The following is a 15,226-nucleotide window of genomic DNA, read 5'->3' on the forward strand; positions in this document are numbered from 1 at the left end:
GAAATTCTGGTATAATTTTTTGTCTTTTGCCGCCGATTGGCCCGCAGCAATGCTGATAGAAGAGCCTAGGTGGGTGCGATATGCAGTTGTCGCACAACTAAGATTCATTTTTATTTATTAGGAAAAAATCATGCGTCATCGTAGTGGTTTACGTAAACTAAATCGTACCAGCAGCCATCGTTTGGCTATGTTCCGCAATATGTCTGTGTCTTTGATTGAGCACGAAGCCATCAAAACCACATTGCCTAAAGCCAAAGAGCTACGTCGTGTTATCGAGCCTTTGATCACTTTAGCCAAAGAGCCAACCGTTGCTAATCGTCGTCTTGCTTTTGCTCGTCTACGCGATCGTGATGCCGTAACGAAATTGTTCGACGTAATTGGCCCACGTTTCAAAGAGCGCAATGGTGGTTACACTCGCGTTCTAAAAATGGGTTTCCGTCAAGGTGACAACGCTCCTATGGCCTACATGGAACTCGTAGAGCGCACAGAGACAGAACAAGCTGCCGAGTAACTCTCGCCGTCTGCATAAAAAACCACTGCCTAGGCGGTGGTTTTTTTATTCTGCATAAAGCCAACTAGGATGAGTTATTGCAGAGGCCTAGTGGGCCTAATTAATGTAGGGCGGAAAGCGCTTGCATTAAATGCTGCTTGAACTGCTCAACGGCGGGGGCCAAGGTGCGTCCGTGTCGTTCATAGGTATAAAAACGTCGATACACCGCGGGGCTAAGCTCTTGCATAGTTAAACCGTAAACATCAACTAAAGACCGTGCATAGGGTAAACAAATAGTAAAGCCTAGCCCTGAGTTCACCATACTTAATGCCGTAGACATAAAGTTAACTTGAGCTGTAGGACGTAAATGAAACTCGGGGCCAAACTCTGTGCTGTCTAAATCACCAGAAAGTCGCTTTGTAAACTGACCTTGCAAGAGAATCAGAGGCTGATTCTCTAAGCATTGCCAGGTGATGGGCTGAGAGTGATCGAAAGAAGAGTTTTTTGGGCTAACCACACAAAATGCACTCTCAAATAAAAGAGTGGTCTCGATGTCAGCATGGTGATCACGCTCTGGGCTGATCCCTAAATCCACTTCATTTGACAGCACTTTGGTTTCCACTTGTTCTACACCACAATCAATAAGTTGCACGTGGATATCGGGATAACTCTGCTGAAATTCTGCAATACATTCAGGCAAAATAGTACAAGCAAGCAGTTGTGGGGCAGCGATACGCACCGTTCCTTTTTTAAGCGCTTTTAAGTTGGCGGCTTCGTCAAGCACGTTGCTTAAGTCAATTAAAATCTGATCAATATAGGGATACAGGTCTTGGCCCACATCGGATAACTTCACGTTGCGTGTGCTGCGGTCAAACAGTTGTAGCCCAAGGTTTAACTCCATTTGTTTAATTAAGCTGCTTAATGCAGACTGGGTAATAAACAGATTCTGTGCGGCTTGGGTAAAACTTTGCGTTTTCGCTAGCTCTACAAAAGCACGTAACTGTCGTAACCGTATTTTCATCCTGCGCCCCTTCATTTATTAATTTAATTAATAAATTAAACGAAAAAATCAATTTGAATAATAGATGGTTTTGGTTTGTAATGGGATGATTCGTTCTAATTTGTCGCAGCGATTGTCCGCTTTGCGACACTCAGCAAGGAGACAGCTGCCATGATTAGTAAAATTCATCACGTGGCATATCGCTGCAAAGATGCGTACGCTACAGCTAAATGGTACGAAAAAAACCTCGATATGAAATTGGTCTTAGCCATTGCCGAAGACCATGTGCCTTCTACCGGGGAATTCGATCCGTATATGCATATATTCTTGGATGCAGGCATGGGCAATGTCCTGGCTTTTTTCGAGCTACCTAATCAACCTGAAATGGGGCGTGATGAAAACACCCCTAAATGGACGCAACACTTAGCCTTGCAGGTTGACTCCATGGAAACGCTACTCGCTGCTAAAGAGCGTCTTACCGCAAATGGGGTCGAGGTATTAGGGCCAACCGATCATGCGCTGTTTCAGTCAATTTATTTCTTCGATCCAAATGGGCATCGCTTAGAGTTAGCCGTAAACACGCCTTTACCGGGTATGGATAAAGCGCTAGACGAAGTGAAGTGGGCCATGCTCGAGGAATGGAGTCAAACTAAACGAGCACCTACCCATGCAGCGTGGCTGCACGATGGTAGCTACAAGGAGATGTTTAAATGAAATTAGCCAGCTTAAAACAAGGCCGTGATGGCAGCTTGGTGGTTGTCAGCCGCGATTTAACCCGTTTTAAGGTGGTGGCAGACATTGCCCCAACCATGCAATACGCCTTAGACAATTGGGAACAGTGCGAGCCGCAGCTCAAAGCCGAATATGAAAAAATCAACGCGTCAGCCGACGACACGCAAGTCTTTGATGTAAACCTATTTCATTCTCCTTTGCCCCGCGCCTATCAATGGGTAGATGGGTCGGCCTACATTAACCACGTAGAGCTGGTCCGTAAAGCACGTAATGCCGAGGTACCCGAGTCTTTCTATCACGACCCGCTTATGTACCAAGGGGCGTCAGATTGCTTTATTGCGCCAACTGACGATGTGGTGGCGGATCCCGCGTGGGGTATCGACTTCGAGGCAGAGGTGGCGGTCATTACGGGCGACTTGCCGTTGGGCGCAACCGTAGAGCAAGCAGGCAAAGCCATTCGCTTAGTTATGTTGGTAAACGACGTTAGCATGCGTGGTTTGATTCCAGCCGAACTGGGCAAAGGGTTTGGTTTTCTACAAAGTAAACCAGCCAGTGCGTTTAGCCCCGTTGCCGTCACACCGGATGAGCTAGGCGATACATGGCAAGATCACAAAGTCCATTTGCCTTTATTGGTCGATTTAAACCACAAACCCTTTGGTAAGCCCAATGCCGGGGTAGACATGACGTTTAACTTTGCGCAGCTGGTGGCTCACGTAGCAAAAACCCGTACCGTGTGTGCAGGCACCATTGTTGGCTCGGGTACGGTTTCAAATAAACAAGGCAACTTGTGGGGCTCATCCATTGAAAACGGTGGGGTGGGGTATTGCTGCTTGGCCGAGGTGCGTATGTACGAAACCATCGAGCAAGGCAAGCCCGTAACGCCATTTATGCAGCCAGGCGATGTGATTCGCATAGAAATGAAAGACAAAAGTGGTGCAAGCGTTTTTGGGGTAATTGAAAATAAAATAAAGTTGTTTAAACCGTAGGCTACCTACGTTTATTTATAGGGTGGTGGAGACATGATTAAAAAAACGATACTCGCTCTAGCATGCGCCACAGCAGCGTTTACAGCCCATGCCGCAGAGACAGATAAATACGTATTAAAAGTCGCGCATTTTTGGCCATCGAGTGCATTGAGTCAACAAAAGGTTTTAGAGCCTTGGTGTGCCAAGCTTGCTCAGCAGTCTAACGACCGTTTGACATGTCAGATATATCCGGCCATGCAGTTAGGGGGTTCACCTCAACAGCTTATGCAGCAGGCGGCTGACGGAGTCGCTGATATTGTCTGGACCTTGCCGGGTTATACGGCAGGCCGCTTCCCTATTATTGAAGCGTTTGAATTACCCTTTATGACGCGTCAAGCCGAAGGCGCCAGTCGTGCTTTATGGGAATATTACGAACGCTATGCCCAAGATGAGTTTTCTTCGGTAAAGCCGTTAGCGTTTAATGTGCACGATGCTGGAATTATTCACAACAATAAACGTGAAATTAAAAAAATAGCAGACATGCGAGGGTTAAAAATGCGTGCGCCAACACGTCAAACTAACCTCATGCTAGCTAAATTGGGTGCCACACCTGTTTCTATTCCGCTGCCTCAAATGGCCGATGCTTTATCTAAAGGCGTGGTCGATGGCTATGTCTTGCCTTGGGAGGTCGTGCCAACCATGCGCTTGCACGAGCTAACCAAATACCACACGGAAATGAGCCCAGAGGCGCCAGCGTTCTATACCACCTTGTTTACGATTGCAATGAACAAGGATCGTTACAACAGCTTGCCTGCAGACTTACAAAAAGTCATTGACGACAATAGCGGTGCTGATTTTTCCGCATTCATCGGCAAGCAATGGGATGAGTCCGTAGGCCCTGCTCGCAAACAAGCCGAAGATCGGCAAAACACGTTTTATGCCATCCCTGCTGACCAAATGGCCGAATGGATTGCCGTAGGAGACAAAGTCGCCGAGGACTGGGTGAAAGACATGAACAAAAAAGGGCATAACGGGCAAGAAATGCTGGATACTGCCAAGTCGTTAATTGCTAAACATACTACAAACTAACTAGGCCTAGATCATGGCAGAAAGCGAATTGGAAGCCAGTGCTTGGGCTAAACCCACAGACCTGCTGGGTCGCTTTCTGTATGCGGTATCAGTAGGTCTAGCATTAGTCGGCGCTGCTATTTTGTTTATGGTGTGTGCATTATCTGCCTACAGCGTGCTTGGACGTTGGCTTTTTTCTGAGCCGGTGTTGGGCGACGTCGAGTTAGTGCAGATGGGCGCGGCACTTAGCATTGCAGCCTGTTTACCGTATGCGCAAATGCGCAATGCGCACATTATTGTCGACTTTTTTACACTGAAGGCACCCCCTGCCATCAAACGTGGCTTAGATATAGGGGCCGCCTTATTACTTGCTGTATGTGCCGCTGTTCTAGGGTGGCGCAGCGTGGTGGGCGGCATCGAGTCTTACCACTATGGGGAAAGCAGTATGATCCTAGCTTGGCCCTTGTGGTGGTCCTTTTTAATGCTTGGGCCCGGGTTTTTTCTCTTGAGTTTAACTTCGCTGTATACGGCAGGGCGATTAATCCACCCGCCAAAGGGGTCAGCATGAGCAGCGAGCTTTTAGGTTTTGTGGTGGGTGCCCTGGCGATAGGGCTGTTGGCTTTACGTGTGCATATTGGCATTGCGATGTTGGTTGCAGGCTCGTTGGGCTACGTGCTGCTGTCAGGTTGGACGCCTCTGCTTAGCACCTTTAAAAGCCTAGCCTATGCTCGGTTTTCTAGCTACGACCTGTCTGTGGTGCCTTTGTTTTTACTCATGGGTAATATTGCCTCGCATGGTGGGCTTTCACAGCGTCTTTTCCATGCAACCAGCACCTTTTTGGGCCATTACAAAGGCGGTCTAGCCATGAGCGCTATTGGGGCCTGTGCAGGCTTTGGCGCCATCTGTGGCTCATCGTTAGCGACGGCAGCCACAATGGGTCGTGTGGCGCTGCCTGAGCTGCGTAAACATAATTATTCATCTTCCTTAGCAACAGGAACCTTAGCGGCAGGGGGCACATTGGGTGTGCTTATTCCCCCTTCGGTAGCACTGGTCATCTACGCTATTTTGGCTGAGCAAAATGTGGCGGTAATGTTCATTGCCGCATTTGTGCCAGGTGTGATTGCGGTACTTGGCTATTTAATTGCTATTGCCTTGGTAGTACGACTCAAACCAGGCAGTGGGCCAGCCTCGGTACGCCAGCCTTGGCGCGTACGTTGGCACGCGCTTGGTCAGGTTTGGCCTATCTTAGCGGTCTTTGTAGTGGTGGTAGGCGGTATTTATGGCGGTGTGTTTACGCCAACCGAGGCGGCTGCGATAGGGGTGCTGGCAACGCTTGGTGTAGCGCTCATCTTAAAAGAGCTCAGCTTAAATGGGTTTATTACAGCAGTGCTTGGCGCAATGGAATCCACCGCGATGATCTTTCTGATTTTGATCGGGGCGGACGTGCTGAATTCTTTTTTGGCTTTATCTCAAATCTCGCAATTACTTGCTGAATTAGCCTTAACAAGTGGCTGGCCGCCGTTGGCGATTTTAGCGGCTATGATCATCACCTATGTGGTTTTAGGTTGCGTTATGGATAGCTTATCAATGATTTTGCTGACCATTCCTATTTTCTTTCCCATTATTATGGGCCTGGACTTTTGGGGGTTGGAATACACCGATAAGGCCGTCTGGTTTGGGATATTAGCGCTCATGGTCGTTGAAATAGGTTTAATTACGCCACCTGTGGGCATGAACGTTTTTATTATTAATAGTCTAGCTAAAGACATACCCATGAGCGAAACCTTTAAGGGGGTATTGCCCTTTTTAGGTTCTGATTTATTGCGTGTGGTGTTGCTGGTGTTCTTTCCTGGCTTAACTCTTTGGCTTGTGCACTGGCTTGGCTACTAAAAACCCACCGATTTACTAAAGGAAACAGAATGCAGTTATACACCTACTTTCGTAGTTCAGCCGCTTATCGTGTTCGTATTGTTTTAGGCTTAAAAGGGCTGGATTGGGAAGCCGTTCCTGTACACCTGCTACAGGATGGCGGCCAGCAACACAGTGCTGAGTACAAGACGGTGAACCCTGCAGGTTTAGTTCCAGCGTTTAAAGACGGCGAGGTCACGTTAAAACAGTCCTTAGCCATTATTGAGTACCTAGAGGAAACGTATCCGCAAGTGTCTGTTTTACCAGGCGATAACGTAGCGCGTGCTCATATTCGTGGCTTGGCTTATGACATTGCATGTGATATTCATCCAATCAATAACCTACGCATTTTAAAATACTTAGAAAATACCGTTGGTTTATCGGCCGAACAGCGTAAAGAGTGGTATTTACATTGGGTAGCATTGGGTCTAGAGGCTTTTGAGCAACAGCTAGTGGCGTATAATCAATCAGGGGTTTTTTGTTATGGCACCGTGCCTACCTTGGCAGATGCCTGTTTAATTCCCCAGGTCTTTAATGCACACCGATTTGGATACTGCACCGACCATTTACCGCGGGTGACTCAAGCGGTACAGGCTTGCTCGCAATTACCCGCTTTTATTCAAGCCGAGCCATCTAATCAACCTGATGCTGAATAATGCAATTTGAACCGTATTCTGATGAACAAATCGTTGTGGTCTTGTCTAATGCTCCAGATGAGTCCTTGGCAAAACGAATCGCTCACATCGTGGTCGAAGAAGGTTTAGCGGCGTGTGTGAACCTTGGGCGGCCTAGCTTGTCTATATACATGTGGCAAGGCACGCTCGAGGGGGCTGAAGAGATCCCTTTAACGTTTAAGACCACGGGTGCGCAGGTACTAGCGCTAATGGAGCGTATTAAATCTTTGCATCCGTATGATGTTCCCGAACTACTCGTACTGCCTGCAATTGCAGGCTTAGACTCGTATATTCAGTGGGTGAAAGAACAAACGTCAGCGTAGCCTTGGTTCAGTTCTAATCACTGTTAACCAAAGGATCGTCTATGTTGGGTACCTATCCCGCTCGCTCAGCCAAACACAGCTATTACGCGCTTGTGTTTGGGTTTTTTGTATTAGTATTGATGTGGTTTGGGGCCGCTGCAGCGCATGCTGAAGACGACTTCCTTGAACCCGAGCAAGCGTTTCAATTGCAGGTGGCCCAGCCTAGTCCTACTGAGCTCGATGTTTTTTTCGAGATTGCGCCTGCATATTATATGTACCAGGCGCGTTTTAGCTTTGCCCTGAACGGCACCCCTATTGCAAACGATCAAGTGCAATACCCCCCAGCCAAAGTTATTTTTGATCCTACCTTTGGTGAGGACATGGCGGTGTATCGCCAACAGGTCACGCTACGTGTCCCTTTGCCTGCAGGTCAGGGCGTTCCCGGTTTGCCTTTACAGTTTGACATCACTTACCAAGGCTGTGCAGATGCCGGACTGTGCTATTCACCTATTACGGAAACGGTGCCGTTAACTCCCGTAGCAGATGGCTACGAGGCCAAAGGGCAATGGGTGCAACCAGCGGTGCCTGCCCCATTAGATGATGTTATCGAGGTAAACAACGCCCAGTCGGTTAGCTTTACGGATGCGCTGCAGCTCAGTGATACCGGCATTGCCGGGTTTTTAGCCCAAGCCAGCTGGCCCCAAATGATGGCTTTGGCGTTTGTATTTGGGTTGTTTTTATCTTTCACTCCATGTGTGCTGCCCATGGTGCCGATTCTGCTTAGTATTATTGCAGGCCAACGCTCACAGACTGCGTTATCCAGGAAACGTGGCTTAGCATTGGCTGCGGTGTATGTGTTCGGCATGTCACTTGTGTATACCGCACTAGGGGTAGCGGCAGGCTTAGCGGGCGCCAGCTTAGCCGTATGGTTGCAAACGCCGTGGGTACTTAGTCTATTTGCCATTGTCTTAGCTGTCTTAGCTTTGTCTATGTTTGATGTCTACACCCTCCAAGTCCCCTCGACATGGCAATCCTCCTTACAAGGACGTTTAGCCAAAATCCCTGGTGGTAAATATGGGGGTGTTTTTGTGATGGGCATGGTATCGGCGCTGATTGTAGGCCCTTGTGTAGCAGCGCCTTTGGCGGGGGTATTGTTATTCATCTCTCAAACGGGGGATGTGGTGCTGGGTGGCGCAACATTGTTTGCCTTAGCGTGGGGTTCTGGAGCGCTCTTGTTGCTAGTGGGCGCCTCGTCTGGTGTGTTGCTTCCTAAAGCAGGGGGGTGGATGAATGGCATCAAGTACGCCTTTGGCATCCTACTTTTAGCGACAGCCTGGTGGATGGTGAACTCTGTTCTACCCACATGGGTACTCATGCTCGGTTGGGCGTTATTAGCTATGTGGAGCGCCGTGTTACTCGGTGCGTTTCGTGCGCTTGGGGGTGACAGCAGCGTATTGGCTCAATTTCTTAAAGCGGTGGGTGTATTAGTTGCTGTATGGGCGATTGCCTTAATTGTGGGGGTGGCTTCAGGCGGACGTAGCCTAACCCAACCGCTAGCCGGACTTGGTCTAGGGGCTACCACCACATCAACGGTGGCAGCGCCACGCTTTCAGGCAGTTACGTCTATGCAGCAGCTTGACGAGCTATTAGCCACCACAGATCGGCCTGTTATGCTGGATTTTTATGCGGACTGGTGTGTGTCTTGTATAGAAATGGAACAGTTCACGTTTACTCATCCTGATGTGGCCCAAAAGATGGAGCACATGCTTTTGTTACAGGCAGACGTAACCCAAAATACAGCGGCAGATCGTGAACTATTAAAACGATTTAATTTATTTGGGCCGCCCGGTATTATCTTTTTTAATGCGCAAGGCCAAGAGCAGCCCGACCCTCGGGTAGTTGGTTTTATGCCGGCAGAAGCTTTCGCTGCAGAGCTAGATAAAGTGTTGTAATCCTCCCTCCACGAAAAAGCCCTGCGTTTAAGGCAGGGCTTTTTGTATGGGTAGAAAGGGTTAGCTATTTGCTTTGAGCCATTTTGCGGCGTCAATAGCAAAATAGGTTAAGACCCCATCAGCGCCTGCGCGTTTAAAAGCAAGCAGGGCTTCCATCATGACTTTGTCGTGGTCAAGCCAACCATTTTGACTAGCGGCTTTAAGCATAGCGTATTCGCCACTGACCTGATAGGCAAAAGTCGGCATACCAAAAGCGTCTTTGACCTCGCGTACTACATCAAGGTAGGGCATACCAGGCTTTACCATTACCATGTCAGCGCCTTCGCGGATGTCTGCTGCGACCTCGCGTAAGGCCTCGAGACGGTTGGCCGGATCCATTTGATACGAGGCTTTGTCGGATTTGCCTAAATTAGAGGCTGAGCCAACGGCGTCACGGAAAGGACCATAGAAGGCGCTGGCGTATTTAGCTGAATACGCCATCAAGCGTGCATCAATAAATTGATTGTCATCCAGGACGCGACGAATTGCGCCCATGCGGCCGTCCATCATGTCGCTAGGTGCAATAATATCGACCCCAGCTTGGGCTTGCGTGAGAGCTTGTTTACACAACACCTCGACAGTGGGCTCGTTCAGCACATACCCGTTTTCATCAATGATGCCGTCTTGGCCGTGACTGGTGTAGGGGTCGAGCGCGACGTCAGTAAGAATACCGAGTTCAGGGAATTCTTTTTTGAGCAAAGCCACCGTGCGCGGTATCAGACCGTTAGGATTAGCGGCCTCTAGACCCTTAGGGCATTTCAGTTGAGCATCAATAGACGGAAACAGAGATAACACAGGAATGCCCAGTTTTACACACTCTTCGGCTATGGGAAGCAGCGTGTCGGGCGAGTAGCGATTGACGCCGGGCATGGAATCGACCGCCTCTTGGACGTTTTTACCATCACGAATAAAAACGGGGTAAATAAAGTCATTCACACTGACCGAGTTTTCACGAACCAGGCGACGAGTGAAATCATCGCGACGATTACGACGAGGACGGCTGTGCGGAAAATGAACGTCAGGTAGGAATTTTGTCATGGTACAAATTGTGGAGAAATCCAGTTCTCTATGTGTAGGGTGGCCTCTTCGAGACCGAGACGGTGCGTGGCAGAAAAGGGCAATGCATGAACTGCTCCGATTTCTTTAAGCTCTTTGCGAGCAGCAGCGACCGCTTGGATGCGTTTGCCATACGCGAACTTGTCGGCTTTAGTTAATAATACCAATACCGGACGCCCTGTGGGGGCAATCCAGTGCGCTAATTGCAGGTCAAGATCAGTCAACCCGCGGCGTATATCAATGACCAACACAATGCCCGCCAATGAAGTGCGTTCGCGTAAATAACTGCCTAACACCTGATCCCACTGTTGTTTTTCTTGGCGATTAACAGCTGCATAGCCGTAGCCGGGTAAATCGACTAAATACCCTAACTGACCGTCTTGGTCGAGTGGGTCAGGGATGCCAAATAGGTTAATTAAACGCGTGCGGCCAGGTGTTTTGCTGGAAAAAGCTAAGCGTCGTTGGTTTGTTAACACATTAATGGCAGAAGATTTTCCCGCGTTAGAGCGCCCTACAAAACACACCTCGGGTGGGCCTGATGGGGGTAATTGCGAAAGTTGCGCTGCTGAAATGGTGAAACGAGCGCGATGTAATATAGACATGGTGTAGCAATTTCCGTTTAATTTTGTAGCTCTATTGTATAATCACTGAGTTTAATACTGTATCGTCGTATTCTTAGCAAAAGATGCTTAGGTAGAATGCGACGGGTTTGGCGGCATAAGCCTCCATTGCTTATTCCAGTTGAATCGCGATTGTCGAGGACTACATGAAGCGCGTGCTATCAAAATTTATTATCACAAGCAGCCTAATAGCGGGTTGTTCCGTGCTGAATTTCGCTTATGCTGCCGAAGCAGCAAAGCCCGACTTACAAAAAGGCGAACAGCTTTATATTAATGGCAATATGTCTAAAGGTGTACTGGCCTGTGTAACGTGCCACGGCGAAGCCGGTAATAGTACCTTGAGTGCGAATCCTAACTTAGCCCATCAGCCTTTTGAGTATATCGTTAAACAACTTCACGATTTTAACTCCAGTAAAGAAGGTGTTCCGGCTCCGCGTTTAGGGGCAGGCGGTGCGCCTAGTGTTATGGCTAGCATTGCGGCTGGTATGACCGAGGAAGACATGCGTAACGTGGCCTTTTACCTAAGTCAACAAGACTTAGACCTAGAAAAAGCCGCCACAGCAACAAACCTAGAAAGCCTAGAGCGTGGCCAGAAAATTTGGCGCGGTGGGCTGCCCGAGCGCGGTGTGGCGGCCTGTGCGGCCTGTCATGCACCTAATGGTGCTGGTATTCCTGGTCAGTATCCTCGTCTTAGCGGACAGTTTCCTTCTTATATTGCCGAGCAATTGCGTTTATTCCGCAGTGGTGACCGCAATAACCAAGTCATGATGCACGAAATTGCTGACCGCATGAACGATAAAGACATCGATGCGGTAGCTGATTACGCAGCGGGTCTCCGTTAAAACGACAGCATAAACGGTTCAAGCTCATCTTGTTTTTTGTGCAAGATGAGCTTTGTTGTCTGTAAAAGTTAAGAAGGATGGAACTTTTGTCGCTGCTTGCTTTCTAACTCGGTTAGCGTTCCCTCTTCCTCATTTGTTTTAGAAGTTAATTTCGTGACTGAACCAATTACTCAACAACGAGCCAGTACCGCTGATATCACGGAACTGCTTGGTTCCATGCGCTTTGCGATTAGCCTGCTGGTTTTTATCTGTATCGCTAGCATTATTGGAACGGTCTTAGTTCAAAACGAGGCCCTCAATGTCTATACCGATCAATTTGGCCCTTTTTGGACCACATTATTCGATAAATTTACCATCTGGAACGTTTACAACAGTTGGTGGTTTCTCGTTATTATGGGCTTTTTGGTGGCCTCGACTACGCTATGCGTAATCCGTAATACGCCTAAGATGCTCCGCGAGTCGCGTACATTTCGTGAACATATTCGTGGTTCCAGTCTGCGCGCTTTCCCACATCGCATTGACATCAGCTCCAGCCACATACCCAAAGAAAATCTGCCAGCCATTGAGTCGTGGCTTAAAGCCCACAATTATGCTTTTAAAGTGCGAGAGGACGAGGACGGCAGTTACTTGGTGGCTGCTAAAAAAGGCGGCGCTAATCGCTTAGGCTATATTTTTGGTCATGTGGCTATCGTCGTAATTTGTATCGGCGGGATGCTAGATAGTGAGCTCCCGGTCCGTTTACAGGTTTGGTTTGGCAACAAGGCCGCTATTACAGAAAACATGTTTATTTCTGAGGTGCCGGAGTCTGGGCGCCTTAGTTTGGCTAATCCTAGCTTTCGCGCCAATATGTTGCTGCCAGACGACACGCGTTCTTCTAGCGCCATCATTAGCTATGGCGATGGGGTATTAATTCAACCCTTACCCTTTGTGTTGCATTTAAAACGCTTTTACATTGATTACTACTCTACAGGCATGCCCAGCAGCTTTAAGAGTGAGGTAGAAGTCATCGATGAAGAGCGCGGCGAGCGGTTTTCACAGTTAATTGAGGTGAACGAACCATTACGCTATCGTGGGGTAACGGTGTATCAGTCGGGGTTTGACGATGGGGGCAGTCGCTTGACCCTAAGCGCTTATCCTTTACAAGGCAAGGATTACGAGCCCGTACGTTTCAAAGCCACCGTAGGCGAAGGCCAATCTGTGATCTACAACAGCAGTGGCGAGAGCGTTAATGCGACGTTCACTGAGCTACGCGTCTTTAACGTCGAAGACTTAACCGACGGTGCGCCACAACCCAAAGCTTTCGTAGACCACGTTGCTGCCGTCTCTGGCAGTAATGTGCGACCTAAAGACAATCTCACAAACGTCGGGCCCAGTGTGCTCTACAGCCTAACCGATAAACAAGGGCAGTCGTTTGATTTTGTGAATTACATGGTCCCAATGACACTAGACGACTTCCCCGTGTTTTTATTAGGAATGCGTCGTAATCAGGCTGACTTCTTCCGTTACGTGCGTATCCCAGCCGATGCCAAAAACAGCATGGAAGAGTTCATGATGCTACGCGCTGCCACAGAAGACCCTGAAGCCTTGCGTTTGGCGGCCCAACGTTTTGCTCAGCGCAGTGGCCAGATTGAATCCAACTCGTTGATGGAAGTGGCCGCATTTAAAACCATTGAAACCTTTATGAAAAAAGGCTTTAACGGCATTATCGAGCCCGTACCCGAGCACGAGCGTGAACGCATTCTTAATTTAACTGTGCCTATGCTACAAATGACCTTGCTTGAGCTGCGCAACATTGCGCGCGAGAAACACGGTCTAGAGGCAGTGGATTACAGTGGTGAGCGGGGCGCTCATGAAGAGGAATGGGTGCAGTTAGCTTTGTTGGCTTTTGCCAATATGCCAGATTATCCGGCTCCTGTAGTATTTAAGTTAGATAGTTTTGATCAAGTGCAGGCCAGTGTGTTCCAGGTTTCACGCAGTCCTGGTATGTATATTGTGTATACCGGTAGCTTGTTCTTGGTAATCGGCGTTTTTGTGATGATTTATATACGCGATCGCCGTATTTGGGTGTGGGTCCGTCCAGGTGAAAAAGGCAGTTTGTTAACGGCTGCCATGACGTCGCAACGCCGAAATCTAGACTTCCAGCAGGAATTCCAACGCTTCCAACAGGCTTTTGAGCGCTTGTCCGAAAATAGAGGTAATGAACATGTCTAATCCAGCTGCTTCTTCTCCATCAATGTGGAGCGGGGATGACCAGCGCGCGCCAAGCGGGGACTCCCGGGGTGTACGAGGCCGTCCTACCATTAGTGATTTTATTTATTTCATCATCCTTGCGGTAGCGGCGGTGTATTGCTTAAACACCTACCCCGACCAAATGGATTATTACGAACGCATCATCTTAGTGGCTACTGTCCCTTTATTGGCATGGATGGGGTGGCTCTGGCGTCCTTTACGTACCATGACGATCGTAGTGGGTCTGGTTTCACTGTTTGCCATCTGGTTGTATGCGCCAGACGGTAATTTATTAAATGGTGATATTGACCGCTCTGAGTCGGTGTTTTTTTTACGTTATTTAATTTCTTCCCAATCTGCCATTTTATGGATGTGCGCCTTGTTTGTGTTGGCGACCATTATGTATTGGATAGGCATGGTCAGCCCAACAGCGGCCTGGATTGGTTCGGGCTTAACGTGGGCCGCGGTGTATGCCGGCGCCATTGGCTTATTGGTGCGCTGGCGCGAGGGCCATTTACTCGGCCCTGATATTGGCCACATACCGGTCAGTAATCTGTACGAGGTGTTTGTACTTTTTGCCTTAATGACGGCGTTGTTTTACCTGTATTACGAACGTCGCTACCACACTCGTGCTTTGGGTGGCTTTGTTTTGCTCGTTGTGTCATCGATTGTGGTGTTTTTGCTGTGGTATTCCTTTACACGCGATGCGCATCAAATCCAACCATTGGTGCCCGCACTCAAAAGCTGGTGGATGAAAATCCACGTGCCGGCTAATTTTATTGGATACGGTACCTTTTCCCTCGCAGCGATGGTGGGCTTAGCCTATTTAATCAAAGAAAATGGCGAGACACGGTCGTGGGCCAAGCTAAGCCCTGTGTTTATTTTAGGGGTGCTGTTATGCGCGGAACCCTTTATTTTTAGCTCTGGCAGATTCTCGGCCACGTGGATGATCTACTTTGGTATTAGCGCCATTATTGTGGGGCTGATCATGGCTTTCCGTGGCCCTATTTCCCGCCAGCTACCGTCACTAGAGATCCTCGATGACATTATGTACCGCGCCATTGCGGTCGGCTTTGCTTTCTTTACCATTGCGACTATTTTAGGGGCCTTGTGGGCTGCTGATGCGTGGGGCACCTATTGGCAGTGGGACCCTAAAGAAACCTGGGCTTTGATTGTCTGGTTAAACTACGCGGCTTGGTTGCATATGCGCTTTATGAAAGGCTTGCGTGGCACCTTTAGTGCGTACTGGGCATTGGTGGGCTTATTGATCACCAGTTTTGCTTTCTTGGGCGTCAATATGTTCTTGTCGGGTTTGCACTCGTACGGCGAGCTTTAAGAACGCAAAGCAG

The 15,226-nt window shown here is 48.7% G+C and carries 15 protein-coding genes; 12 read left to right on the plus strand and 3 right to left on the minus strand.

Going from position 1 to position 15,226, the window contains the following annotated elements; genetic code table 11:
* Positions 1 to 130 precede the first annotated feature (130 nt).
* A complete protein-coding gene (gene rplQ / locus GGR41_RS08260) occupies positions 131 to 511 on the plus strand; it encodes a 50S ribosomal protein L17 (RefSeq protein ID WP_167661424.1) in 381 nt (126 codons plus the stop codon).
* Positions 512 to 611: 100 nt separating this feature from the next.
* Here the strand turns inward: rplQ and GGR41_RS08265 are convergent, their stop codons facing one another.
* Positions 612 to 1,511, minus strand: coding sequence for a LysR family transcriptional regulator (locus GGR41_RS08265; RefSeq protein WP_167661425.1), 900 nt, complete (start codon positions 1,509 to 1,511; stop codon positions 612 to 614).
* 150 nt (positions 1,512 to 1,661) lie between these two features.
* On the opposite strand from GGR41_RS08265, the gene GGR41_RS08270 reads away from it, so the two are divergent.
* Genes GGR41_RS08270 through dsbD form a run of 8 tightly spaced genes read left to right on the plus strand, consistent with a single transcriptional unit; the run spans position 1,662 to position 9,091 of the window.
* The gene (locus GGR41_RS08270; protein WP_077734063.1) at positions 1,662 to 2,204 is read left to right on the plus strand and encodes a VOC family protein; all 543 of its coding nucleotides are present in this window, start codon (positions 1,662 to 1,664) and stop codon (positions 2,202 to 2,204) included.
* Positions 2,201 to 3,208 (plus strand): fumarylacetoacetate hydrolase family protein, encoded by a 1,008-nt coding sequence (locus GGR41_RS08275; protein ID WP_167661426.1) that lies wholly within the window; start codon positions 2,201 to 2,203, stop codon positions 3,206 to 3,208. The genes GGR41_RS08270 and GGR41_RS08275 overlap by 4 nt, the downstream gene beginning before the upstream one ends.
* Positions 3,209 to 3,241: 33 nt before the next feature.
* Complete coding sequence (locus tag GGR41_RS08280) at positions 3,242 to 4,276, plus strand: TRAP transporter substrate-binding protein (RefSeq protein ID WP_167661427.1); 1,035 nt, start codon at positions 3,242 to 3,244, stop codon at positions 4,274 to 4,276.
* Positions 4,277 to 4,289: 13 nt separating this feature from the next.
* Entirely contained in the window at positions 4,290 to 4,823 is a 534-nt protein-coding gene (locus GGR41_RS08285; protein ID WP_167661428.1) for a TRAP transporter small permease, read from the plus strand.
* A complete protein-coding gene (locus GGR41_RS08290; protein ID WP_167661429.1) occupies positions 4,820 to 6,145 on the plus strand; it encodes a TRAP transporter large permease in 1,326 nt (441 codons plus the stop codon). Before GGR41_RS08285 ends, GGR41_RS08290 begins: the two co-directional genes overlap by 4 nt.
* A 29-nt stretch (positions 6,146 to 6,174) precedes the next feature.
* Positions 6,175 to 6,819, plus strand: a complete 645-nt coding sequence (gene maiA / locus GGR41_RS08295) for a maleylacetoacetate isomerase (protein WP_167661430.1) — start codon at positions 6,175 to 6,177, stop codon at positions 6,817 to 6,819.
* Positions 6,819 to 7,160, plus strand: a complete 342-nt coding sequence (gene cutA / locus GGR41_RS08300) for a divalent-cation tolerance protein CutA (protein WP_167661431.1) — start codon at positions 6,819 to 6,821, stop codon at positions 7,158 to 7,160. Before maiA ends, cutA begins: the two co-directional genes overlap by 1 nt.
* A 41-nt stretch (positions 7,161 to 7,201) precedes the next feature.
* A complete protein-coding gene (gene dsbD, locus GGR41_RS08305; protein WP_167661432.1) occupies positions 7,202 to 9,091 on the plus strand; it encodes a protein-disulfide reductase DsbD in 1,890 nt (629 codons plus the stop codon).
* Between the two features lie 60 nt (positions 9,092 to 9,151).
* On the opposite strand, the gene hemB is transcribed toward dsbD, so the two are convergent.
* A complete protein-coding gene (gene hemB, locus GGR41_RS08310) occupies positions 9,152 to 10,168 on the minus strand; it encodes a porphobilinogen synthase (RefSeq protein ID WP_167661433.1) in 1,017 nt (338 codons plus the stop codon).
* On the minus strand, positions 10,165 to 10,788 hold the full coding sequence (gene yihA, locus GGR41_RS08315; RefSeq protein WP_167661434.1) for a ribosome biogenesis GTP-binding protein YihA/YsxC: 624 nt from the start codon (positions 10,786 to 10,788) through the stop codon (positions 10,165 to 10,167). Before yihA ends, hemB begins: the two co-directional genes overlap by 4 nt.
* 164 nt (positions 10,789 to 10,952) lie before the next feature.
* Between yihA and GGR41_RS08320 the strand changes: the two genes are divergently transcribed.
* From GGR41_RS08320 to ccsB, 3 genes are all read left to right on the plus strand, one after another.
* Positions 10,953 to 11,648, plus strand: coding sequence for a c-type cytochrome (locus tag GGR41_RS08320; RefSeq protein ID WP_077734056.1), 696 nt, complete (start codon positions 10,953 to 10,955; stop codon positions 11,646 to 11,648).
* A 216-nt stretch (positions 11,649 to 11,864) separates the two neighbouring features.
* Positions 11,865 to 13,859: a cytochrome c biogenesis protein ResB gene (locus tag GGR41_RS08325; RefSeq protein WP_167661691.1), complete on the plus strand. Its 1,995-nt coding sequence runs from the start codon at positions 11,865 to 11,867 to the stop codon at positions 13,857 to 13,859.
* Positions 13,852 to 15,213, plus strand: coding sequence for a c-type cytochrome biogenesis protein CcsB (gene ccsB / locus GGR41_RS08330; RefSeq protein ID WP_167661435.1), 1,362 nt, complete (start codon positions 13,852 to 13,854; stop codon positions 15,211 to 15,213). Before GGR41_RS08325 ends, ccsB begins: the two co-directional genes overlap by 8 nt.
* The last annotated feature ends 13 nt before the right edge of the window (positions 15,214 to 15,226 follow it).

Source organism: Paenalcaligenes hominis (genome assembly GCF_011927625.1).
In the GTDB taxonomy this organism is placed as follows: domain Bacteria; phylum Pseudomonadota; class Gammaproteobacteria; order Burkholderiales; family Burkholderiaceae_B; genus Paenalcaligenes; species Paenalcaligenes hominis.